Annotated in this window: 26 protein-coding genes and 3 pseudogenes; 22 read left to right on the top strand and 7 right to left on the bottom strand. The window is 69.9% G+C overall.

Annotated elements, in window-relative coordinates; translation table 11 throughout:
- Positions 1 to 119 precede the first annotated feature (119 nt).
- On the top strand, positions 120 to 1,328 hold the full coding sequence (gene hemW / locus VM306_RS27985) for a radical SAM family heme chaperone HemW (protein ID WP_325520400.1): 1,209 nt from the start codon (positions 120 to 122) through the stop codon (positions 1,326 to 1,328).
- A gap of 1 nt (position 1,329) precedes the next feature.
- Here hemW and VM306_RS27990 read toward each other — a convergent pair whose 3' ends face one another.
- On the bottom strand, positions 1,330 to 1,557 hold the full coding sequence (locus VM306_RS27990; protein WP_325520402.1) for a hypothetical protein: 228 nt from the start codon (positions 1,555 to 1,557) through the stop codon (positions 1,330 to 1,332).
- Positions 1,558 to 1,685: 128 nt separating this feature from the next.
- Here VM306_RS27990 and hrcA point away from each other — a divergent pair, with 128 nt between their 5' ends.
- The 6 genes from hrcA (at position 1,686) to VM306_RS28020 (ending at position 6,924) form a co-directional block, all read left to right on the top strand.
- Complete coding sequence (gene hrcA / locus VM306_RS27995) at positions 1,686 to 2,708, top strand: heat-inducible transcriptional repressor HrcA (RefSeq protein ID WP_325520404.1); 1,023 nt, start codon at positions 1,686 to 1,688, stop codon at positions 2,706 to 2,708.
- 43 nt (positions 2,709 to 2,751) lie between these two features.
- Complete coding sequence (dnaJ, locus tag VM306_RS28000) at positions 2,752 to 3,900, top strand: molecular chaperone DnaJ (protein ID WP_325520483.1); 1,149 nt, start codon at positions 2,752 to 2,754, stop codon at positions 3,898 to 3,900.
- On the top strand, positions 3,897 to 4,628 hold the full coding sequence (locus VM306_RS28005; RefSeq protein WP_325520406.1) for a 16S rRNA (uracil(1498)-N(3))-methyltransferase: 732 nt from the start codon (positions 3,897 to 3,899) through the stop codon (positions 4,626 to 4,628). The genes dnaJ and VM306_RS28005 overlap by 4 nt, the downstream gene beginning before the upstream one ends.
- Positions 4,629 to 5,403: 775 nt before the next feature.
- A complete protein-coding gene (locus VM306_RS28010) occupies positions 5,404 to 5,997 on the top strand; it encodes an alpha/beta hydrolase (RefSeq protein WP_325520408.1) in 594 nt (197 codons plus the stop codon).
- 9 nt (positions 5,998 to 6,006) lie between these two features.
- Positions 6,007 to 6,597: a TetR family transcriptional regulator C-terminal domain-containing protein gene (locus VM306_RS28015; protein ID WP_325520410.1), complete on the top strand. Its 591-nt coding sequence runs from the start codon at positions 6,007 to 6,009 to the stop codon at positions 6,595 to 6,597.
- Positions 6,598 to 6,606: 9 nt separating this feature from the next.
- Positions 6,607 to 6,924 carry a histidine triad nucleotide-binding protein gene (locus VM306_RS28020; protein WP_325520412.1) on the top strand — a complete coding sequence of 106 codons (318 nt, stop codon included), beginning with the start codon at positions 6,607 to 6,609 and terminating at the stop codon, positions 6,922 to 6,924.
- On the opposite strand, the gene VM306_RS28025 is transcribed toward VM306_RS28020, so the two are convergent.
- Positions 6,921 to 7,703 carry a GNAT family N-acetyltransferase gene (locus tag VM306_RS28025; RefSeq protein WP_325520414.1) on the bottom strand — a complete coding sequence of 261 codons (783 nt, stop codon included), beginning with the start codon at positions 7,701 to 7,703 and terminating at the stop codon, positions 6,921 to 6,923. The genes VM306_RS28020 and VM306_RS28025 overlap by 4 nt on opposite strands.
- A 14-nt stretch (positions 7,704 to 7,717) precedes the next feature.
- A complete protein-coding gene (locus VM306_RS28030) occupies positions 7,718 to 8,464 on the bottom strand; it encodes a GNAT family N-acetyltransferase (RefSeq protein ID WP_325520416.1) in 747 nt (248 codons plus the stop codon).
- A 145-nt stretch (positions 8,465 to 8,609) separates the two neighbouring features.
- On the opposite strand from VM306_RS28030, the pseudogene VM306_RS28035 reads away from it, so the two are divergent.
- The 13 genes and pseudogenes from VM306_RS28035 to VM306_RS28095 form a co-directional block, all read left to right on the top strand.
- A pseudogene (locus VM306_RS28035) lies at positions 8,610 to 9,302 on the top strand (PhoH family protein); the annotation flags it as partial.
- A gap of 567 nt (positions 9,303 to 9,869) precedes the next feature.
- Positions 9,870 to 10,100: pseudogene (locus tag VM306_RS28040) on the top strand (LAGLIDADG family homing endonuclease); the annotation flags it as partial.
- A gap of 282 nt (positions 10,101 to 10,382) precedes the next feature.
- Positions 10,383 to 10,739: pseudogene (locus tag VM306_RS28045) on the top strand (PhoH family protein); the annotation flags it as partial.
- A gap of 5 nt (positions 10,740 to 10,744) precedes the next feature.
- Positions 10,745 to 11,305, top strand: a complete 561-nt coding sequence (gene ybeY, locus VM306_RS28050) for an rRNA maturation RNase YbeY (protein WP_325520418.1) — start codon at positions 10,745 to 10,747, stop codon at positions 11,303 to 11,305.
- 6 nt (positions 11,306 to 11,311) lie between these two features.
- Positions 11,312 to 12,613, top strand: a complete 1,302-nt coding sequence (locus tag VM306_RS28055) for a hemolysin family protein (RefSeq protein ID WP_325520420.1) — start codon at positions 11,312 to 11,314, stop codon at positions 12,611 to 12,613.
- Positions 12,603 to 12,938, top strand: coding sequence for a cytidine deaminase (locus tag VM306_RS28060; protein WP_414672462.1), 336 nt, complete (start codon positions 12,603 to 12,605; stop codon positions 12,936 to 12,938). Before VM306_RS28055 ends, VM306_RS28060 begins: the two co-directional genes overlap by 11 nt.
- Positions 12,939 to 12,981: 43 nt before the next feature.
- Complete coding sequence (era, locus tag VM306_RS28065) at positions 12,982 to 13,878, top strand: GTPase Era (protein ID WP_325520423.1); 897 nt, start codon at positions 12,982 to 12,984, stop codon at positions 13,876 to 13,878.
- A gap of 14 nt (positions 13,879 to 13,892) precedes the next feature.
- The gene (gene recO / locus VM306_RS28070) at positions 13,893 to 14,645 is read left to right on the top strand and encodes a DNA repair protein RecO (protein ID WP_325520425.1); all 753 of its coding nucleotides are present in this window, start codon (positions 13,893 to 13,895) and stop codon (positions 14,643 to 14,645) included.
- Between the two features lie 46 nt (positions 14,646 to 14,691).
- On the top strand, positions 14,692 to 15,516 hold the full coding sequence (locus VM306_RS28075; RefSeq protein ID WP_325520427.1) for an isoprenyl transferase: 825 nt from the start codon (positions 14,692 to 14,694) through the stop codon (positions 15,514 to 15,516).
- The gene (locus VM306_RS28080; protein ID WP_325520429.1) at positions 15,513 to 15,914 is read left to right on the top strand and encodes a YbjN domain-containing protein; all 402 of its coding nucleotides are present in this window, start codon (positions 15,513 to 15,515) and stop codon (positions 15,912 to 15,914) included. Before VM306_RS28075 ends, VM306_RS28080 begins: the two co-directional genes overlap by 4 nt.
- A 23-nt stretch (positions 15,915 to 15,937) precedes the next feature.
- Positions 15,938 to 16,363 (top strand): hypothetical protein, encoded by a 426-nt coding sequence (locus VM306_RS28085; RefSeq protein WP_325520431.1) that lies wholly within the window; start codon positions 15,938 to 15,940, stop codon positions 16,361 to 16,363.
- Entirely contained in the window at positions 16,360 to 17,370 is a 1,011-nt protein-coding gene (locus VM306_RS28090) for a permease (RefSeq protein ID WP_325520433.1), read from the top strand. The genes VM306_RS28085 and VM306_RS28090 overlap by 4 nt, the downstream gene beginning before the upstream one ends.
- A complete protein-coding gene (locus VM306_RS28095; protein WP_325520435.1) occupies positions 17,367 to 18,074 on the top strand; it encodes a TIGR03943 family putative permease subunit in 708 nt (235 codons plus the stop codon). The genes VM306_RS28090 and VM306_RS28095 overlap by 4 nt, the downstream gene beginning before the upstream one ends.
- Positions 18,075 to 18,076: 2 nt before the next feature.
- Here VM306_RS28095 and VM306_RS28100 read toward each other — a convergent pair whose 3' ends face one another.
- The 3 genes from VM306_RS28100 to VM306_RS28110 are packed head-to-tail and all read right to left on the bottom strand — an operon-like array spanning position 18,077 to position 19,112.
- Positions 18,077 to 18,475 (bottom strand): Fur family transcriptional regulator, encoded by a 399-nt coding sequence (locus tag VM306_RS28100; RefSeq protein WP_090100492.1) that lies wholly within the window; start codon positions 18,473 to 18,475, stop codon positions 18,077 to 18,079.
- Positions 18,472 to 18,822: a metalloregulator ArsR/SmtB family transcription factor gene (locus tag VM306_RS28105; RefSeq protein WP_325520439.1), complete on the bottom strand. Its 351-nt coding sequence runs from the start codon at positions 18,820 to 18,822 to the stop codon at positions 18,472 to 18,474. The genes VM306_RS28100 and VM306_RS28105 overlap by 4 nt, the downstream gene beginning before the upstream one ends.
- An 11-nt stretch (positions 18,823 to 18,833) precedes the next feature.
- A complete protein-coding gene (locus tag VM306_RS28110; RefSeq protein ID WP_325520441.1) occupies positions 18,834 to 19,112 on the bottom strand; it encodes a hypothetical protein in 279 nt (92 codons plus the stop codon).
- Positions 19,113 to 19,129: 17 nt separating this feature from the next.
- Between VM306_RS28110 and VM306_RS28115 the strand changes: the two genes are divergently transcribed.
- Positions 19,130 to 19,507, top strand: a complete 378-nt coding sequence (locus VM306_RS28115) for an antibiotic biosynthesis monooxygenase family protein (protein ID WP_325520443.1) — start codon at positions 19,130 to 19,132, stop codon at positions 19,505 to 19,507.
- Here VM306_RS28115 and VM306_RS28120 read toward each other — a convergent pair.
- Positions 19,488 to 20,165 (bottom strand): tetratricopeptide repeat protein, encoded by a 678-nt coding sequence (locus VM306_RS28120; RefSeq protein ID WP_325520445.1) that lies wholly within the window; start codon positions 20,163 to 20,165, stop codon positions 19,488 to 19,490. The genes VM306_RS28115 and VM306_RS28120 overlap by 20 nt on opposite strands.
- A 94-nt stretch (positions 20,166 to 20,259) precedes the next feature.
- On the opposite strand from VM306_RS28120, the gene VM306_RS28125 reads away from it, so the two are divergent.
- Entirely contained in the window at positions 20,260 to 21,645 is a 1,386-nt protein-coding gene (locus VM306_RS28125; protein WP_325520485.1) for a glycine--tRNA ligase, read from the top strand.
- Positions 21,646 to 21,673: the final 28 nt, after the last annotated feature.

Here is a 21,673-nt window from a genome sequence, read left to right on the forward strand (position 1 = left end):
GATTGACGAGGAGGAGTTGACATCCTAGGCTGGTTTCACTCAGTGATATCTCTGTCACCGACAGATACTTCCCCTGGTCGGACACCGCCATTCGGGCCGTGTAGTGGACACTGGGAGTCATGCCCTCCGCTTTGCCCGAAGGCGAGCCCGCGCCCGCTGACGGTTCGCTTCCCCCGTCCGCTGTCTCCGGCGTCGGTGCCCGCCCGTTCGGCATCTACGTGCACGTGCCGTTCTGCGCGACCCGCTGCGGCTACTGCGACTTCAACACCTACACGCCCGGCGAGCTCGGCTCGTCGGCGTCGCCCGAGTCGTGGCTGGAGGGGCTGCGCCGCGAGCTGGACCTGGCGGCGTCGGTTCTCGGCTCCGCTCCCGCCGCCTCGACCGTCTTCGTGGGCGGCGGCACGCCTTCGCTGCTGGGCGCCTCGGGCCTCGGCGACGTGCTGGACGCGGTGCGCCACTCGTTCGGCCTGGCCCCGGACGCCGAGGTGACCACGGAGTCGAACCCGGAGTCGACCTCGCCGTCGTTCTTCGAGGGCATCCGGTCCGCCGGCTACACGCGCGTGTCGCTGGGCATGCAGTCCGCGGCGCGGCACGTTCTGGCTGTGCTGGACCGCAAACACACGCCCGGCCGTCCCGTCGACGCCGCGCGTGAGGCCCGCGCGGCCGGGTTCGACCACGTCAACCTGGACCTGATCTACGGCACGCCGGGGGAGCGGCCCTCCGACTTGGCCGCGTCGCTGGACGCCGTGCTGGACGCGGGCGTCGACCACGTGTCCGCCTACGCGTTGATCGTGGAGGACGGCACCGGTCTCGCGCGCCGCATCCGCCGCGGCGACCTGCCGATGCCGGACGACGACGTGCTCGCCTCCTCCTACGAGAGGGTCGACTCGGTCCTCTCGGGCGCCGGCTTCTCCTGGTACGAGGTGTCGAACTGGGCCACCTCGGCGGCCGCGCAGTGCCGGCACAACGTCCTGTACTGGAAGGGCGCCGACTGGTGGGGCTTCGGTCCTGGCGCGCACAGCCACGTCGGCGGCGTGCGGTTCTGGAACGTGAAGCACCCGGCCCGCTACTCGTCGCTGCTGGCCGCCGGGTCGTCGCCCGCCGCCGGCCGCGAGGTGCTGTCGGCCGAGGACCAGCGGGTCGAACGGGTGCTGCTGGAGCTCCGGCTGGCCGAGGGGCTGCCCGTCGACGTGCTGGACGACGCCGGGCGCGAGGAGGCGAAGCAGGCGATCGCCGACGGGCTGCTGGAGCCGCTGGACGACCGGTGCGTGCTGACCGACCGCGGCCGCCTGCTCGCCGACGCCGTGGTCCGGCGCCTGCTCCCGTAGGTCAGCGGGCGCGCAGGTCGTGCTGGCTGCGCACCTCGGTGAGCAGCACGGAGCCCTTGCGGTAGCGCACCTCGCCCCACCACAACCCGTCGGCCCGGCGGGCGTCCTCCCACGTCACCGTGCCCGGCCACCACTCGTCGGCGCTGTGCACCAGGCACGCCCTGCCCGGCGTCGGCGGCGGATCGCCGTCCCTGACCACTGACAGGTGCCTGCGCCTGTCCTCGTTCACGGTTTGGACCCTAGCGACCGCCACCGACAAAAACTGGAGCCTCGGGCGAGCACGACTTCAGAGCGGACGCCGGGCATCGAATCGCCTGGGTAAACTCAGGAGTACGGGGACACGGAGGTGATACAGCGGTGAACGCCGACGAGCGTCGATTCGAGGTGCTGCGCGCCATCGTCGCCGACTACGTGTCCAACCAGGAGCCAGTCGGGTCCAAGGCGCTGGTCGAGCGGCACAACCTCGGTGTGTCCAGTGCGACCGTGCGCAACGACATGGCCGCCCTGGAGGACGAGGGCTACATCGCCCAGCCCCACACCAGTGCCGGGCGCGTGCCGACGGACAAGGGGTACCGCCTCTTCGTCGACAAGCTCAGCGAGGTCAAGCCCCTGTCGGTCGCGGAGAAGCGGGCCATCCGCAGCTTCCTCGAAGGGGCGCTCGACCTCGACGACGTGATGCGCCGGAGTGTGCGGTTGCTCGCACAGCTCACGCGGCAGGTCGCGGTGATCCAGGTGCCCACGCTGTCGCGTGCGGCCGTGCGGCACCTCGAGGTGCTGCCGCTCACGCCGTCGCGGCTGATGCTGGTGCTGATCACCGACACCGGGCGCGTCGACCAGCGGATCGTCGAGCTGGGTGACGTGATCAGCGAGGAACACACGGCGCAGCTGCGCGGAGTGCTGAACCAGGCGATGGCGGGGCAGCGACTCGCGGACGCGTCCGCCAAGGTCGCCGAGCTGCCGGAGGAGGTTCCGCCGAACCTGCGCGAGCCGATGCTGCGGGTCGCTACAGTGCTGATCGAGACCCTGGTGGAGCACCCGGAGGAACGGCTGGTGCTCGGCGGCACGGCCAACCTCACCCGCAACATCACGGACTTCCCCGGATCGCTGCGGCAGGTGCTGGAAGCGCTGGAGGAGCAGGTCGTCGTGCTCAAGCTGCTCGCCGCCTCCCGCGACCCCGGTCGCGTGCTGGTGCGCATCGGCGAGGAGAACGAGGCCGCCGAGATGCGCAGCACCTCCGTGGTGTCCATCGGCTACGGCAGCCGTGACAACCCGCTCGGAGGCCTCGGCGTCGTCGGGCCGACGCGCATGGACTACCCCGGGACCATGGCGGCCGTCCGCGCGGTCGCCAACTACGTCGGTGAGATCCTGACCGGTCGTTGACCAGAAACGTCTTGCACTTGAGATGAACACGAAAGCGAACAAGGTGGCCAGGGATTACTACGGCATCCTCGGTGTTTCGCAGAACGCGACACAGGATGAGATCAAGCGCGCCTATCGCAAGCTCGCCAGGCAGCTGCACCCGGACGTCAATCCCAACGAGGAGGCCCGCTTCAAGGAGGTGACGGCCGCCTACGAGGTGTTGTCGAACCCCGAGAAGCGCCGCGTCGTCGACCTGGGCGGCGACCCGCTCGACTCGGGCGGTGGCGGACGCGCGGGCGGTGACCCGTTCGCGGGCTTCGGTCTCGGCGACATCATGGACGCCTTCTTCGGCGCCACGTCCGGCAGCGGCCGTGGTCCGCGCAGCCGCGTGCAGCCGGGCTCCGACGCGTTGATCCGGCTCGAGATGACGCTGGAGGAGTGCGCGGCGGGCGCCAGCCGTGAGCTGACCGTCGACACCGCGATCCTCTGCGACCGCTGCCACGGCGCCGGCACCCAGAACAACTCGAAGCCCGTCCAGTGCGACACCTGCCACGGCCGCGGCGAGGTCCAGTCGGTGCAGCGCTCGTTCCTGGGCCAGGTCGTGACGTCGCGCCCGTGCCCGGTCTGCCGCGGCTTCGGCGAGGTCATCCCCGACCCGTGCCAGCAGTGCGCGGGCGACGGCCGCACCCGCTCGCGCCGCACGATCTCCGTGAACATCCCCGCCGGTGTCGCCGAGGGCATGCGCGTGCGCCTCGCGGGCCAGGGCGAGGTCGGCCCCGGCGGCGGCCCGGCCGGCGACCTCTACGTCGAGGTCGAGGAGCAGCCGCACGAGATCTTCGAACGCGACGGCGCCGACCTGCACTGCGTCGTGCAGATCCCGATGACGACCGCCGCGCTGGGCGCCACGCTCCCGCTGAAGACGCTCGACGGCGAGGAAGAACTGCAGATCGACCCCGGCACGCAGCCCAACACGCAGCTCGTGCTGACGGGCCGCGGCATGCCGAAGCTGCGTTCCACCGGCCGCGTCGACGGCCGCGGCGACCTGCACGTGCACCTCGAGGTCGTCGTGCCGACCAAGCTCGACGCCGCGCAGACCACGCTGCTGCGCGACCTCGCCGAGTTGCGTGGCGAGAACGAGCCCTCCTTGTCCCACAACGGCAAGGGCGGCGGCGGGCTGTTCTCCCGTCTGCGCGCCTCCCGCGGCAACCGATGACCCTGCCCGTCTTCCTCGTCCCGGCGCTGCCGCCGGGCGAGGAGTTCGTGCTCGACGGCCCCGAAGGCCGCCACGCCGCCACGGTCCGCCGGTTGCGCGCGGGTGAGGAACTCGTGCTGTCCGACGGATCCGGCGTGCTGGTGCGGTGTTCGGTGGTCGCGGTGGACCGCGACGCGTTGTCGCTGCGCGTGGCCGAACGCTGGGAAGAGCCCCAGCCGACGCCACGCGTGGTGCTCGCCCAGGCGCTGGTGAAGGGCGACCGCGGCGAGCTCGCGGTCGAGCTCGCCACCGAGGCCGGTGTGGACGGTGTGGTGCCGTGGCGCGCGGCCCGCTGCGTGGCGAAGTGGGAGGACGGCCCGCGCGGCGCGAAAGCGTTGGGGCGCTGGCGTTCCACGGTGCGCGAGGCGGCCAAGCAGGCACGCCGGTCACGCGTGCCGTTCGTCGACGAACCGGCGTCCACCGCACAGCTCGCCCAGCGCGTGTCGTCGTCCGCCTTGACGCTCGTGCTGCACGAGAGCGCGGACGAGAGACTCGCCGACATCGCGTTGCCCGCCGAAGGAGACGTGCTGCTCGTGGTGGGTCCCGAAGGCGGGATCACGCCCGACGAGCTCGAGGCCTTGCGATCTTCGGGTGCGCGGGTGGTCCGATTGGGCCCCACCGTTCTGCGTGCATCTACCGCCGCCGCGGTTGCTCTTGGTGCCATCGGGGTACTCACCGCACGGTGGTGACCCCAGTCACTTCGAAGATGAACACCGGATGGATTGGCTTGACGCAAGTTGTAGCGAATCGCAGGCCGATGGGGTTACCCTGGTTGCAGAGGGGTTCAATTGGTCTAGCCGTAAACGGGGTAGACGGTTAAGCCCTTCTGACCAAAGGACTCGCCGGACACCTCCCCCCTCGGTCCGGCGTCGGCGCCTCGCGGCGAAGCGACCCCCAGGCTTCGGACCGCGGGGCGCCTCCTTGTGGGTTGTCCTGCTCGGCGCTTCGCTGGGTTACCCGAAAGGGTGTCTTTTGGGGGCCGAGCCCCCCAAGGCCCCGCGCCGGGGACAAGCCCTGGTCGCCTCGCCTTCGGCATGGGCGGGCCCCATCACCCGTCCCGCGGTCCCTCTCGGCCCTGTGGCCTCGGCTTTGTCGTTGGTTGCCCCATCTTGGTCCGGGCTGCCTTGGTGCTGGGGAGTGCGCCCGGCGACCTGGAGATGGTGTCTCTTCCTCTTCGTCTTGGCTTCGGCGGGCTTTCTTCGGCGGACTCTGGGCTCGCTCCGGCTCGCCTTCCTCCGTGGTCCCCGGCTTTGGCGGTCCGGTTCTTTGTGTGGTTCTTGGGGTCCATTTGTGTGATCGCGTGCTTGCGCAGGGGTACCCCCTTGCCGGGGACCCCTGCGTTTCAACGTACTCAGGGGGTCTGACACGTTCTGGGGCTGCGTTTTCACGTACTTTCTGCGTGTGCAGCGAATTGCTTACGGTGACCATGACAGTCAGTTCGGTGAGCTTTCTGTTCCCTCTGGTGTGACTCTGGGTGCTGTTGTTGTCATTCACGGTGGTTTTTGGCACCAGCGGTACGGGTTGGAGCTCGGGCGGCCTCTTGCCGACGTGCTGGTTGCTGATGGGTTCGCCGTGTGGAACATCGAGTACCGGCGGGTCGGCGGGGGTGGGGGATGGCCGCAGACCGGGGAGGACGTGCTGGCCGCTCTTGACGCTGTCGATCTCGGGCCCGTGGTGACGCTCGGGCACAGTGCCGGTGGGCATCTCGCCGTGTGGGCGGCCAAGCGCAGTGCGCGAGTGGTCGGGGCTGTGGCTCAGGCCGCGGCGCTCGACTTCACCCGGCACATCACCGGAAGGGCGCTGGAGCTGTGTTCCGAAGAGCAGTTCGCGGAGGCTTCGCCGCAGGCGCTCGTGCCCATCGGGAAGCCCGTGATCTGCGTGCACGGGGATCGGGACGAGGACGTTCCGGTGGAGCAGAGCATCGGGTTCTGCGCCGTGGAGCCGCAGGCGGAGCTCGACGTCGTGGAGGGGGCCGGGCACATGGACATGATCACGCCGGGCACCCGCGCCTGGGAGCGGTGCCGCGCGGCTGTCGGGCGGCTTGCGCGCGGCTGCTAAAAATGGCCGGTGCCGAAGGTTGTCGACCATGAGGAACGCCGCCGCGAACTCGCCGAGGCCGTCTGGCGCATCGTGCGGCGCGACGGGATCGACCACGCGTCCGTGCGTGCCGTCGCGGCCGAGTCCGGGTGGTCGAGCGGGTCGCTGCGCCACTACTTCCCGACGCAGGACGCGTTGCTCGGGTTCGCGATGGAGCTCGCGTACCGGCGGTTCATCGCGCGGTTGGAGAAGCTCGACGGGGCGGCAGGCAACCGGGCGCTGCTGAGGGCCTTCGCGCACGAGATGCTGGCGTTGGACGAGGAACGGCGGGTCGAGGCCGCGGTGCTGTTGTCGTTCCTGCCGCGGGCGATGGTCGAGCCGTCGCTGCACGAGCTGGAGCGCCTCGGCACGCGCGAGCTGTACAGCGGGGTCGCGCGTGTTCTCGCCGCGGCGCGGGAAGCGGGGGAGCTGCGGGAGGGCGTCGTGCCGGCGAAGGCGGCGCGGCGGCTCATCGTGCTGATCGACGGCCTCAACATCCACCACGGCCTCGGACCGGACGAGCTGACGGCCGCCGAGATGGTCGAGGCCGTCGACGAGCAGCTGGACGCCTTCTTCGCCTAACGTCGGGGCATGTCCTGTTTGTTCTGCCGGATCGTCGACGGTGAGGTCCCCGCGACGGTCGTGCACGAGACCAAGACGACGCTGGCGTTCCGCGACATCCAGCCCAAGGCACCGGTGCACGTGCTGCTCATCCCCCGCGAGCACGTGCCGGACGCCGTCGACCTGACCGGCGACCAGCTCGGCGACCTCTTCGCCGCCGCAAAGGAGGTCGCCGAGGCCGAAGGCGTCGCCGAGTCGGGCTACCGGTTGCTGTTCAACACCGGACCGGACAGCGGGCAGGAGGTCTTCCACGCCCACCTGCACCTGCTCGGCGGCACGCGCCTCTAACCGAGCGCCTGCAGCAGGGGAGCGCGGTAGCGGGCGCGGTCACCGGGCAGCTTCTCGGCGCCCCTGACCATCCAGGTGGCCTCGCCCCACGACTCCAGGCCGTGCTCGCGGACGAACGCGATCACCTCCGGGTCGTGCACGTCGACGCGCACGCTGGGGACGCCGGCGGCGCAGTCGGCGATGAGCGCGCACGTGTCGGCCTCGGTGTCGGCGACGATCGGGCCGATGAGCATCCGCTGGTCGCGGACCTGCCACGTGCCGGCGACACCGTGGCCGGAGATCCGGATGGTGCCCATCGCGAGCAACGACTCCCACAGGTACGGCCGCGTGATGCCGGTGACCTCGGTGTCCAGGGCGACGACGTCGGCGAGGTCGGCCGCTGTGGCGACGCGCGACACACCGGCCGACTGCCCGGTGAAGGTGCCCGCGTGGATGTCGGTGAAGCCGACGGCGTGGAAGCCCAGCTGTTCGTACAGCGGACGCCCCATGTCCGTCGCGAACAACGTCGAGACGTCCGCGTCCAGCACGTGGGACACCAGGCGCCGGGCGTGACCCCGGCGCGTGGCGCGTTCCGCGACCAGCACCATGCTGATCGACGCCAGCTCCGGGTAGCGCGTCACGATCGTCGTGCCGATCAGGCCCTGCTCGTCGTACAGCCCCCAGCCCTCGCCGTGCGTGAGCAGGAACTCCCACTTCTTCTCCTCGCGCGGCCACGACCGGCTTTCCGCCAGGTCGGAGCACGCGGGGACGTCGTCCAGTTCGAGTCGTCGCAGTTCCAAGGCAGTTCCCCCAGTCATCCCAGCGCGAGCGACGCGGGCGCGAAGTACCGCGCACGGTCCCCGCCGACGTCTTCGACGCCGCGCACCATCAGCGCGCAGCCCCCGCGCACCTCGAAACCCCTGCTCAGCAGGAACTCCGCCACGTCCTGGCCGCTCACGTCCACGCGGACCTGTCCGGCGCCGGCGGCCACGTCGGCGATCATCTCGCACGCCACCGAGGCGTTCGGCGCCACGAGCGGACCGATGACCAGCATGTCGTCGTTGCGACGTGTGCACACAAAACCGTCCTCAGCGACGTGAGGTGTGTACGAGGAGGACGGACCGAACACGTGCGCCCAGAACTTCTCGCGCGTGAGCCCGCTCGCCACCCGGTCCAGCGCCACGACCGAGAGCAGGTCTTCAGGCGTCGCGGGCCGCGTGATGCCGGTCGCCGGTTCGTTCAACTCCCCGTGGTGCGCCGAGGCACGCCCGACCGAGTGAAAGCCGAGCCTCTCGTACATCGGCTCACCCATCGCGGTCGCGTACAGCACCGACGGGCCGGTTCCCAGCACGTGGGACATCAGCGCGCTCCCGACACCCCGCCGACCAGCCCAGGAACCGACCAGCACGCCGCTGATCGCCTGCATCTCGGCGTACGGCGTGACCACGGTCGTGCCGAGCAACCCCCTCTCGTCGAACGCGCCGTAACCGGGGCCGAGGGCCAGCAGCATCTCCCACTGCGCGGGTGACCAGCTCCAACCCCGGTCCGTCACCAGCTTCATGCACTCGGGTATGTCCTCGACACCAAGCCTGCGGATCTCCACAACTCATGAGCACACACGGTGAGCAATCCGGTAGCCACTGATTTTCGGCCGGACTAGCATCGACGCCACCAGATCCGAGCGACAGGAAGCAGGCCGGGGCCACGTGGCCGACGAAACACAGCAGAGCAACAAGGAAGGTCAGTCCCGGTTCGCCGTGCCCGATGGTGCGGTGCTCAGCCTGCTGGGGTCGCGTGACGAGAACCTCCGCCTCGTGGAGGAACTGCTCGACGCCGACGTCCACGTGCGCGGGAACGAGATCACCTTGTCCGGCGACCCCGCCGACGTGGCCTTCGCCGAGCGCGTCTTCACCGAGCTGGTCACGCTCGCGAGCCGCGGCCAGTCCATCGACCAGCACGCCGTCCGCCGCGTGGTGGCGATGCTGAGCGCGAACGAGGCGGAGTCGCCCGCCGAGGTGCTGAGCCTCGACATCGTGAGCCGCCGCGGCCGCACGATCAGGCCGAAGACGCTCAACCAGAAGCACTACGTCGACGCGATCGACAAGAACACCGTCGTGTTCGGCATCGGCCCCGCCGGCACCGGCAAGACCTACCTGGCCATGGCCAAGGCCGTGCAGGCGCTGCAGGCCAAGCAGGTCAACCGCATCATCCTGACCCGCCCGGCCGTCGAGGCCGGCGAACGGCTCGGCTACCTGCCCGGCACGCTGAACGACAAGATCGACCCGTACCTGCGCCCGCTGTACGACGCGCTGCACGACATGATCGACCCGGAGTCGATCCCTCGCCTCATGCAGGCGGGCACGATCGAGGTCGCACCCCTGGCTTACATGCGTGGCCGCGCCCAGCCGATCTTCACGCCGGTCCTGACCCCGGACGGCTACCGGCCGATCGGATCGCTGCAGGTCGGCGACCTCGTCATCGGTTCGAACGGCGAGCCGACACCGGTGCTCGGTGTCTACCCGCAGGGCGAAAAGGACGTCTACCGCGTCACCGCGCAGGACGGGTCGTCGACGCTCGCGTGCGGGGAACACCTCTGGACGGTGCGGACGGCGTCCGACCGCCGCCGGAACAAGCCGTGGCGTGTGCTCGAAACCAGGGAGATGATCGGCAACCTGCGTGCGGCGCACGCCCGGCGTTACGAGCTTCCGCTGCTCAGCGCGCCGGTGTGCCTGCCGGAGCGCGAAGTGCCGATGGACCCGTACTCGCTCGGTCTGCTCATCGGTGTCGGATGTCTCACGGGTTCGACGACGCCGTCGTTCTCCACCGCGGACCCGGCTCTCGCCTTCGCACTGCAGGTGGCGCTCGAGCCGATCGCCGTGATGAAGAAGAACCAGTACGACTACACGTTGAACCGCGTGAAGGCGCCCGGCGATTTGGTGACGCTGGAGAACCCCGTCACCGCCGTGATGCGTGGGCTGGGGCTGCACGGCACGCGGTCGCACACCAAGTTCGTACCCGAGCTGTACCTGCACAACGGTGCGGACGTCCGCGTGGCCGTCCTCCAAGGGCTCCTCGACTCCGATGGCGGCCCGGTCACCCAGAGCGGACGTACCTGTCGCATCCAGTACACGACGACGTCGGAACGGTTGCGCGACGACGTGGTCGGGCTGGTCCGCTCACTCGGCGGCGTCGCCTACTGGCGCTGCCGGCCGGCCGAGGGGCGCAAGCCGGGTATGGCCAAGGGTCGCGAGGTCGGCTACCGCCACGATGCCTACATCGTCGACATCCGGCTGCCCGAGGGCGTCGAGCCGTTCCGGCTCAAGCGCAAGCGGGAGAAGTACCACGCCGCCGGTGGTGGCGGGCGTCCGATGCGGTTCATCGACAGCATCGAGCCCGCGGGCCGCACGGAGACGGTGTGCATCCAGGTGGCGGCGCAGGACTCCCTGTACGTCACCGAGGACTACCTGCTGACGCACAACACGCTCAACGACGCGTTCATCATCCTCGACGAGGCGCAGAACACGACTCCCGAGCAGATGAAGATGTTCCTCACCCGCCTCGGCTTCGGCTCGAAGGTCGTCGTGACCGGCGACGTCACCCAGGTCGACCTGCCGGGTGGCCAGCGCAGCGGCCTGAGGGTCGTCAGGGACATCCTCGAAGGCGTCGACGACGTGCACTTCTCGGTGCTGACCAGCCAGGACGTGGTGCGCCACACCCTGGTCGGCGACATCGTCGACGCCTACGAGAAGTGGCAGGTCCAGCAGGACGTCCTGGACCAGAACGGGCCACATCACGGACCCGGTGCACGCCGGGGGAACCAGCGCCGGGGACGATAGGCGCCGTGAGCATCGAGATCGCCAACGAGTCGGGTGTCGGAGTCGACGAGGGTTCCATCGTCTCCGCCGCCCGCTTCGCGCTGGACCGCATGGGCGTGAGCCCGCTGGCCGAGCTGTCCGTCCTGCTCGTCGAGCTGGACGTGATGGCGGACCTGCACGAGCGCTGGATGGACCTGCCGGGTCCCACGGACGTCATGGCCTTCCCCATGGACGAGCTGGACTCCGCGCGCCGGCCCGATGCCGCGGGGCTCGGTCCCGCGCTGCTCGGGGACATCGTGCTGTGCCCGGCGTTCGCCAAGGACCAGGCCAAGAAGGCGGGCCACGGCCTGCTGGACGAGCTGCACCTGCTGACCGTGCACGGCGTGCTGCACCTGCTCGGCTACGACCACGCCGAGCCGGCTGAGGAACGTGAGATGTTCACGCTCCAGAACCGCATCCTCGCGGACTTCCGCAACGCCCGTGACGAGGCCGAACGGGCCGCGCTCCAGCGCAGCACGGACGACAAGGTGCTCGGTGCGGTCGGCCTGGACGAGCAGCGTCCGCTGCAGCACCCCGAAGAAGACTGACGCGGCATGAGCGCGAACCCCGCCAGTGTGATCGTGCTGGCCGTACTGCTCGTGCTCGTCGCGGGTGTCTTCGCGTGTGTGGACGCCGCGCTTGGCACCGTGTCCCGCGCACGGGTGGAGTCGCTGCAACGGCAGGGACGTTGGGGCACCGGGCAGTTGCTGCAGGTGCTCAACGACCGGCCTCGGCACGTCAACCTGCTGTTGTTGTTGCGCCTGGCGTGCGAGATGTCGGCCGCGGTGCTGGTCACGACGGTGTTCCTGGACTACGTGGAACAGGATTGGCTCGCCGTCCTGTACTCGTGCCTGAGCATGCTCGTCGTGTCGTACGTGCTCGTCGGCGTCGGCCCGCGCACCCTCGGCCGTCAGCACCCGTACGGCGTGAGCCTGCTCGCCGCGGGCACCGTGCGGCAGCTCGGCCGGGTGCTGGGGCCGCTGTCCAAGCTGCTGATCCTCATCGGCAACGCCATCACGCCCGGCAAGGGCTTCCGCGAGGGTCCGTTCAGCTCCGAGGTCGAGCTGCGCGAGCTCGTCGACATGGCGCAGGAACGCGGCGTCGTGGACGAGGGCGAGCGCGAGATGATCCACTCGGTGTTCGAGCTGGGCGACACCATCGCCCGCGAGATCATGGTGCCGCGCACCGAGATCGTGTGGATCGAGCAGGCCAAGTCGCTGCGGCAGGCCCTCGCGCTGTCGTTGCGCACCGGCTACACCCGCGTCCCGGTGATCGGCGAGAGCGTCGACGACGTGCTCGGCGTGGTGAACCTCAAGGACCTGATGCGGGCGACGCTCGCCGAGGGCGAGGACCCGAAGAGCGTCTCCGAGCTGATGCGCCCGACGAGCTTCATCCCGGACTCGAAGCCGATCGCGGACCTGCTGCGCGAGATGCAGCTGTCCCGCAAGCACATGGCGATCGTCGTCGACGAGTACGGCGGCACCGCCGGCCTGCTCACGATCGAGGATATCCTCGAGGAGATCGTCGGCGAGATCACCGACGAGTCCGACACCGACGACCGCCCGCCGGTCGAGCACCTCGAGGACGGCGCGGTGCGGGTCAGCGCGCGCCTGCCGGTGGACGACCTGGACGCGTTGTTCGGCACCGAGCTCGACGACCACGAGGTCGAGACCGTCGGCGGACTGCTCGCGCAACGGCTCGGGCGCGTTCCGCTGCCCGGCACGGAGGCCGAGATCGCGGGCCTGCGCATGCGTGCGGAGGGCGGCAAGGACGTGCGGGGCCGCATCCGCGTGACGACCGTGCTCGTGCGTCCCGTGCAGAAGGAGACTGAGGAAGATGCCAGAAATGAGCACTGACCTGGACCCCGAGGACGCCAAGCTCGTCACGCTCGCGCGGTCCGTCCGTGCGCGCAACGGCGCCGCGGAGGGTGCGGCGGTGCGTGACCTCGACGGCCGGACGTACAACGCGTCCACCGTCGCGTTGCCGTCGTTGAAGCTCACGGCGTTGCAGGCGGCTGTGGCGGCCGCCGTGTCGAGCGGCGCCGAGGGCCTGGAGGCCGCGGTCGTCGTGACCGAGGAGTCGCGTGTGGACGCCGAGTCGCTGGCCGCCGTGCGCGACCTCGCGCCGTCCGGCCCGGTGTACCTGGCGGACACCTCCGGCGAGCTGCGCGAGCGGGTCTGAGGGCCACCGAACGGCCACAACCGGCTAGAGGGACAATGGACTGATGGATGGTTACCGCTCCGGGTTCGCGTGCTTCGTCGGACGCCCGAACGCAGGGAAGTCGACGCTGACGAACGCGCTGGTGGGCACGAAGGTCGCCATCACGTCCAGCAAGCCGCAGACCACCCGCCACACGATCCGCGGCATCGTGCACCGCGAGGACGGCCAGCTCGTGCTGGTCGACACGCCCGGTCTGCACCGGCCGCGCACGCTGCTGGGCCAGCGGCTCAACGACCTGGTGCGCGAGACGTGGTCGGAGGTCGACGTCGTCGGCTTCTGCGTGCCCGCGGACCAGAAGGTCGGGCCGGGCGACAAGTTCATCGCCGCCGAGCTGGAGAAGGTCGCCAAGCGCACGCCCGTGGTGGGCATCGTCACCAAGACCGACCTGGTCTCGCAGCAGCAGGTGATGGAGCAGCTGCTCGCGTTGCAGAAGGTCATGGAGTTCGCCGAGATCATCCCCGTCTCCGCGGTGGACGGCTTCCAGGTCGACAGGCTGAGCGACCTGCTGCTGGGCAAGCTGCCGGAGGGTCCGCAGCTGTTCCCGGACGGCGACCTGACCGACGAGCCGGAGCAGACGCTCGTCGCCGAGCTGATCCGCGAGGCCGCGCTCGAGGGCGTGCGCGACGAGCTGCCGCACTCCATCGCCGTGGTGGTGGAGGAGATGGCGCTGCGCGAGGGGCGTGACGACCTGACGGACATCCACGCGTTCGTGTTCGTGGAGCGGCCGTCGCAGAAGGCGATCATCCTGGGCCATCGGGGCGAGCGGCTCAAGCAGGTCGGCACGGCCGCGCGCAAGCAGATCGAGGCGCTGCTGGGCACCCGTGTGTACCTGGACCTGCACATCAAGATCGCCAAGGACTGGCAGCGCGACCCGAAGCAGCTGCGCCGCCTGGGGTTCTAGATGGCGGGCTGCTGATGGCGAACCTGTACCGCGACACCGGCATCGTGCTTCGAGTGCAGAAGCTCGGTGAAGCGGACCGGATCATCACCTTCCTGACCCAGCGCCACGGCAAGCTGCGCGCCGTGGCCAAGGGCGTGCGCCGCACGACGTCGAAGTTCGGTGCGCGGCTGGAGCCGTTCTGCCACGTCGACGTGCAGTTCCACCCCGGCCGCTCGCTCGACATCATCACGCAGGTCCAGACGCTGGACGCGTTCGGCGTGGGCATCGTCGGCGACTACCAGCGCTACACGGCGGCGTGCGCGATCCTCGAGACCGCCGACCGCCTCACGGCCGAGGAGGGCGAGCCCGTCCTGCGGCTCTACATGCTCGTCGCCGGTGCTCTGAGGGCGTTGTCGGCGGGCGAACGCGACCCGTCGTTGCTGCTGGACGCCTATCTGATGCGGGCGATGGCGTTCGCGGGATGGGCGCCCGCGATCAACGAGTGCGCGAAGTGCGGCGACCCCGGTCCGCACCGCGCGTTCAACATCCAGGCAGGCGGCTCGTGCTGCCCGAACTGCCGTCCGCCGGGCTCGGCCTCGCCGTCGCAGGACACGCTGGCGTTGCTCTCGGCGTTGCTGCACGGGCAGTGGAACGTGGTCGACGAGATCCCGCACATCGCCCGCCGCGACGCGAGTGGCCTGGTCGCGGCGCACCTGCAGTGGCACCTCGAACGGCAGCTGCGGTCGTTGCCTTTGGTCGAGCGCAAGGCGCAGCCGGCCGACGGCTAGTCTGGCGCGTACCGACAACGGTTTTCGTGAGAGGAAGCCTGGTTCCATGCTGCGTCGTCGCCGCTCCGAGCGTGAGAAGCGCGTTCCGCGCCCCCCGGAGCCGCACTCCTCCGGTGCGACGCCCCCGGACATCCCCGCCGACCTGCTGCCCAAGCACATCGCGATCGTGATGGACGGCAACGGCCGCTGGGCCAACCAGCGCGGGCTGTCGCGCGTGGAGGGGCACAAGCGCGGTGAGCAGGTCGTCCTCGACGTCGCCAAGGGCTCCATCGAGCTGGGCGTGAAGTGGCTCTCGCTCTACGCCTTCTCCACCGAGAACTGGAAGCGCAGCCCCGAGGAGGTGCGCTTCCTCATGAACTTCAACCGCGACGTGATCGCGCGCCGCACCGACGAGCTGGACGAGATGGGTGTCCGCATCCACTGGGCCGGCCGCTCGCCGCGCCTGTGGGGCAGCGTCATCAAGCAGCTGCAGGAGGCCGAGGTCCGCACGGCCGAGAACGACGTGCTGAACCTCGTGATGTGCGTGAACTACGGAGGCCGTGCCGAGATCGGTGACGCCGCCCGCGAGATCGCGCGCCTGGTCGCCGCCGGGCAGGTCAACCCGGACAAGGTCGACGAGCGCATGCTCGCGAAGTACATGTACAAGCCCGAGATGCCCGACGTCGACCTGTTCATCAGGCCGTCGGGCGAGCAGCGCATCTCGAACTTCCTGCTGTGGCAGTCCGCGTACGCCGAGATGGTGTTCCAGGACATCCTGTGGCCGGACTTCGACCGCCGCGACCTGTGGCGCGCCTGCGAGAAGTTCGCGGGCCGCGACCGCCGCTTCGGCGGAGCCGTCGACAAGCCGGACGAGGAGGTGGTGTCGTCGTGAACGCGAGCGGTGAGGCCCTGGAGGCCGCGCGCAAGGCGCTGGAGCTGTTCCACGACGTGTCCGTGGACGACGACGGCGCGCTGAGCTTCCGCCACGGCGACGTGCCGTGCGCGGTGCAGGGCATGGAGCTGGCCGAAGGGCTGACCGTGCTCTCGCTGACGGTCGTCGTCGCGTGGGACCTGCCGGGTGACGTGGCCGTGTGGGTCGCTGAACGTGCTGGTCAGGGTCTGTTCGGCACGCTCGGCGTCATCCCGTCGGAGCGCGGCGGCACGGACGTGATGCTGCGGTACGCGTTCCCGGCGGACGGCCTCAAGCCCGAGCCGCTGAGCACGCTGCTCATGCTGGTCGTGTCGACCGCGTCGCAGGTGCGCGGCGAGCTCCTCTCCCGGTTTTCTTGAGAAAGGACCCTTCCATGGGTGGCGTGATCATTTACGAGCCGGAAGAGGACTCGGACGTCAACGAGTTCCCGTGGACCGTCATGTTCGAGCCGTCGGGCGGTGACGACTGGGACTCGTTCATCTGCGGCCCCTACGAGCGCGACCACGCCGTCGCGCTGGCCGAGGCCGTGGCCCTCGACGACGCCGAGGGAGGCGTGCTGGCCATCGTGAAGCCGATGCTGCCCGCGCTGTCGGCCGAGGACGTGACCGCCACGATCGAGGAGCTCCGCGAAGCCGCTCTCGAGGAGGACGCCGAGGCCGGGGAGACGGTCAACGGCACGCCCGTCGACTTCGACGACGACGACCTCGAGGAGGAAGAGGCCGAGTTCGCAGAGCCGCCGTCGCCGGAGGAGATCCGCGAGGGCATGGCCCGCCAGTACCGGCGGCTGCTGGACCTGGACGCGGAATGACGATCACCGGCGAGATCCGCTCGTCGAAGCGGCGCTCCGGCCCGCCTCGGCTGAAGATCACGTCGTTGGAGGTGCTGTGCGGGATCCTCGTTCTCGCACTGCTCTTCCAGTCCCGGCTCGTCGACCTGCTGGACGTGCCGAAGCTGCGCACGGCCTCGACGGTGTTCGTGGCGATCTGCGTGCAGGCCATGCCGTTCCTCGTCCTGGGCGTGCTGATCTCGGGCGCCATCGCCGCGTTCGTGCCGGCCTCGGCGCTGCGGCGGTTGCTGCCCTCGAAGACGGCGCTGGCCGTGCCCGTGGCCGGTGTCGCGGGCGTGGCCCTGCCGGGCTGTGAGTGCGCCTCGGTGCCGGTGGCGAAGAGGCTCATGCAGCAGGGCGTCGCACCGGCCGTCGCCCTGACGTTCCTGCTGGCGGCGCCCGCGGTGAACCCGATCGTGCTGGTCTCGACGGCGGTGGCGTTCAACGACACCCCGATGATGGTCGTCGCGCGGTTCACCGGGTCACTGCTGACCGCGATGGTCATGGGCTGGCTGTGGGTGCGGTTCGGCAAGGTGGAGTGGATCGCGGAACGCGCGCTGGCACGCCTGGGAGACCACACCGGCTCCTCGAAGTGGGCCGTGTTCGCCGAGAGCGCGCGCCACGACCTCGTCGACGCCGGCGGGTTCCTGGTGCTGGGCGGGCTGTTCGCGGCGACGTTCAAGACGTTCGTGCCGGTCGCGTGGATGCAGACGCTCGGCGGCCAGATCGTGCTGGGCGTGATCGTCATGGCGCTGCTGGCCGTGATCCTGGCCCTGTGCTCGGAGGCCGACGCGTTCGTCGCGGTGGCGTTCTCCGCGCTGCCCCTGCTGCCGCGCCTGGTGTTCCTCGTCGTCGGCCCCGCCGTCGACGTGAAGCTGATCGCGCTGCAGGCCGGTGCGTTCGGCAAGTCCTTCGCCTTCCGCTTCGCGCCCGCCACCTTCGTCGTGGCGATCCTGTGCGCCGTGGTGACGGGAGTGGTGCTGCTGTGAGGCGCGAAACCCAGAACATCCTGCTGGTCCTGCTCGGCGGGGCGCTGCTGAAGATCAGCTTCTCCGGCCTGTACCTCAGGTACGTGCAGAAGAGTTTGCTGCCGCTGCTGATCGCCGCGGGGGTGATCATGATCGGGCTGGCGCTGGTCGCGATCGTCACCGACATCCGGCGCGGCAAGGCGGCCGCCGCCGACGACGACCACGGGCACTCGCACTCGTCGCGCTCGACCTGGCTGATGCTGCTGCCGGTGATGGCGGTGTTCCTGATCTCGCCGCCCGCGCTGGGCGGCGACGTCGTCAACTCCGCCGCCGACACGAACCAGACGCAGCGGTCCCGCAACCTGCTCGGCGACCTGCCCTCCGGCGACGTGATCCCGCTGTCGATGACGGAGTTCGTCACGCGCACGGCGTGGGACGAGTCGGGAACGCTGGACGGCCGCCGGGTCCGGCTGACCGGCTTCCTGTTGCGCTCGGAGGGCGAGACGTTCGTCGCGCGGCTCGCGATCTCGTGCTGCGCCGCGGACGCCCGGCCGTTGAAGGTGCGGGTGACCGGCGACGTGCCCTCGCTGCCCGACGAGCAGTGGGTCGAGGTGACCGGCCAGGTCGTGCCGAAGTCGGCGAGCGAGAAGAACTCGTGGGTGCCGAGCTTCACCGTGGAGTCGTTCACCCCGGTGGCCGAGCCGGTCGAGCCCTACGAGTCGTAGAGCTACTTCAGACCCTTCGCCGTGCACTCCGCGCACGTGCCGAAGATCTCGACGGTGTGGCTGACCTCGGAGAAGCCGTTCTCGGCGGCGACGCGGTCAGCCCACTTCTCGACGGCGGGGCCCTCCACCTCGACCGTGCGGCCGCAGTGGCGGCACACCAGGTGATGGTGGTGGTGCGCCGAGCAGCGGCGGTAGATCGCCTCGCCCGAGTCGGTGCGCAGGACGTCGACCTGGCCGGCGTCCGCCAGCGACTGCAGGGTGCGGTACACCGTGGTCAGGCCGATGCCCTCGCCGCGGCGGCGCAGTTCCTCGTGCAGTTCCTGGGCGCTGCGGAAGTCGTCCAGCTGGTCGAGCAGGTTCGACACCGCGGTGCGCTGCTTGGTGGACCTCAGTCCGGTCACAACTTCTCCTCGACGTGCGTCACAGCGTCCACCACGATGTGCGCCAGGTGTTCGTCCACCAGCCGGTACACGACTTCGCGGCCGTGTCTTTCCCCGTGCACCACGCCCGCCGACTTCAGCACGCGCAGGTGCTGGCTGATCAGCGGCTGGGCCACGCCCAGCGCCTCGACCAGCTCGTGCACGCAGCGGTCGTGCACCCGCAGCTGCAGCACGATGGCGATGCGGACCGGTGCGGCGAGCGCGCGCAGCAGGTCACCCGCCTCGGCGAGCGCGTGGGGGGCGTGTCGCGGCGCGGGTGCGGGCGCCGCGCGTTCGGGGGAGTGCTCACCGTGCAGCTGAGCGGTCATGGCGGCACACCTCACCTGGTAGGGATTTTCACAACCAATTCTACGGTGATGAGCACCAGTACCATCAGGACCACCACGCGCAATGTGCGGTGAGCTGGGGAAAGCACCTTCCAGGTGGCCGCCAGCAGCACCGCGGCGCCGGCGACGAGCACACCGAGGAGCACCGCGCCGAGCGTGCCGCTGACGAGGACGCCGGTGACGAACAGGCCGAGCACGAGCACGAACGCCACGACCGGGCGGACGCGCGCGAGCGGGCCGTCACCGGGCAGCAGGGGGCGCTTGTTGGTCACCGTGCCATCCTTGCACCGTGCTACTCGTGTGCCGGTTCCGCGTGTCCGATCCCGAGACGTTCACCTCGCGCGTCGAGGAGGCGTTGAAGCTGCTGACTGCGCAGCCGGGATGCCTGCGCGGGACCCTGGCGCGGTCCACCGACGAGGACGACAGGTGGGTGCTGACCGTCGAGTTCGAGTCGGTCGTGGCCTACCGGCGCGCGATGTCGCCGTTCCCCGTGCGCGAACACGTGATCCCGTTGCTGTCCGAGGCGCTGACCGACGAGCCCGCGATGTACGAGCCGACGCTGACCAGCGTCGACGGCCAGGTCGAGGAGCACACGAGCCTGCTCGCGGAGGACGCGTTCACCGTCCGGCTCGGCGAGGCCTCCGGGCCTACGAACCCGCGGCGATAGCCCGCATCTCCTCGACCCACTCCTCGTGCGAGTCGTGGGGGAGGAGCTCCAGCGCCCTGCGCGCGGCCTCCGCCGCCTCGGCGGAGCGGCCCAGCGCGTGCAGCGTCTTGGCCTTGCCGCTCTCCCCGTAGGCCTCCGGCGTCTTCTCGAACGCGTCCAGCGCCTCGTCGTACCGGCCGTTCTCGTAGTAGAACCAGCCGAGGTTGTTGTGCAGCGGGCCGAGCCAGCGCACCAGCTCGGGGTGGGCGACGACGATCTCGAGGCCCTGCTTCGTCCACTTCTCCGGGTCGTCCACCAGCGACGCCATGTGCGCGGCGTCAACCGCCAGCGACAGGTCACCGCGGGTCTTGGCCAGGATGAACGCCGCCACGAACAGCGGCTGCGCGGACTCGGGATCGCCGCCGGAGCGGTGCAGCCTGCCGCGTTCGAGCAACGCGCGGACCCGGCCGGTCGAGTCGGGCGCGACGAGCACCTCCGCCTCGTCGACCAACGCGTGCCCCGCGGCGAAGTCCTCCCGCAGTCCCTCGACGCGGGCGAGCTGGGTCAGCACCTCCGCGCGCTCGTCGTCGGTGCCCACGTCGTCGAGGAGCGCGCGGAACCTCGCCTCGGTGCCGCCGAGGTCGGCGAAGTCCCACAGCTCGCGCAGCCGGTCTTCCATTCGTGCAGGGTAGGCCCTCCAGTCGCCCGTTCGGAGCCTGACGTGACGGGCTAGGCTTGGGCTCCCGAATCTGATTCCCCCGATGGAGTTCCCGTTGGCCGCCGATCGTATTGAGACCGTTGTCAGCCTCTGCAAGCGCAGGGGGTTCGTCTACCCGTGCGGGGAGATCTACGGCGGTACCCGCTCGGCGTGGGACTACGGGCCTCTCGGCGTGGAGCTCAAGGACAACATCAAGCGCCAGTGGTGGAACTTCATGGTCCGCGGCCGCGAGGACGTCGTGGGCCTGGACTCGTCGGTCATCCTGCCCCGCGACGTGTGGGTCGCCTCCGGTCACGTCGAGGCGTTCGTCGACCCGCTCGTCGAGTGCGAGTCGTGCCACAAGCGGTTCCGCGCGGACACGCTGTCCGAGGAGTACTCCGAGCGCACCGGCAAGGAGATCGCCGAGGGCGACGTCTCCGACGTGCCGTGCCCGAACTGCGGCGTGCGCGGCTCCTACACCGAGCCGAAGATGTTCAACGGCCTGCTCAAGACCCACCTCGGTCCGATCGAGACCGAGGAGGGCCTGCACTACCTGCGCCCCGAGACCGCGCAGGGCATCTTCACGAACTTCCTGAACGTGCAGACCACGTCGCGCAAGAAGCCGCCGTTCGGCATCGGCCAGATCGGCAAGTCGTTCCGCAACGAGATCACGCCGGGCAACTTCATCTTCCGCACCCGCGAGTTCGAGCAGATGGAGATGGAGTTCTTCGTCGAGCCCGGCACGGACGAGGAATGGCACCAGTACTGGATCGACGAGCGCACGCGCTGGTACACGGACCTCGGCGTGTCGAAGGAGAACCTGCGGCACTACGAGCACCCGAAGGAGAAGCTGTCGCACTACTCGAAGCGGACCGTCGACATCGAGTACCGCTTCCGGTTCGGCGGCCAGGAGTGGGGTGAGCTCGAGGGCATCGCGAACCGCACGGACTTCGACCTCACCACGCACTCGAACCACTCGGGCGTCGACCTGTCGTACTTCGACCAGGCCACGAACTCGCGCTACAAGCCGTTCGTCATCGAGCCGGCGGCCGGCGTGGGCCGCCCGATGATGGCGTTCCTGCTCGAGGCGTTCACCGAGGACGAGGCCCCGAACGCCAAGGGCGGCGTGGACAAGCGCGTCGTGCTGAAGCTCGACCGCCGTCTCGCCCCGGTCAAGGTCGCCGTGCTGCCCCTGTCGCGCAACGCCGACCTCTCGCCGAAGGCCCGCGACCTCGCGACCGCGCTGCGCCGCAACTGGAACGTCGACTTCGACGACGCCGGCGCGATCGGCCGCCGCTACCGCCGCCAGGACGAGATCGGCACCCCGTTCTGCGTCACGGTCGACTTCGACACGCTCACCGACCTCGCCGTCACGGTGCGAGAGCGCGACACGATGTCGCAGGAGCGCGTGGCGATGGACCAGCTCGAGTCGTACCTGGCAGCACGTCTGGTCGGCTGCTGACACTACTCCGTTCGGACGTAGACCCTGC

This window comes from Lentzea sp., from assembly GCF_035525475.1.
Taxonomy (GTDB): Bacteria; Actinomycetota; Actinomycetes; order Mycobacteriales; family Pseudonocardiaceae; genus Lentzea.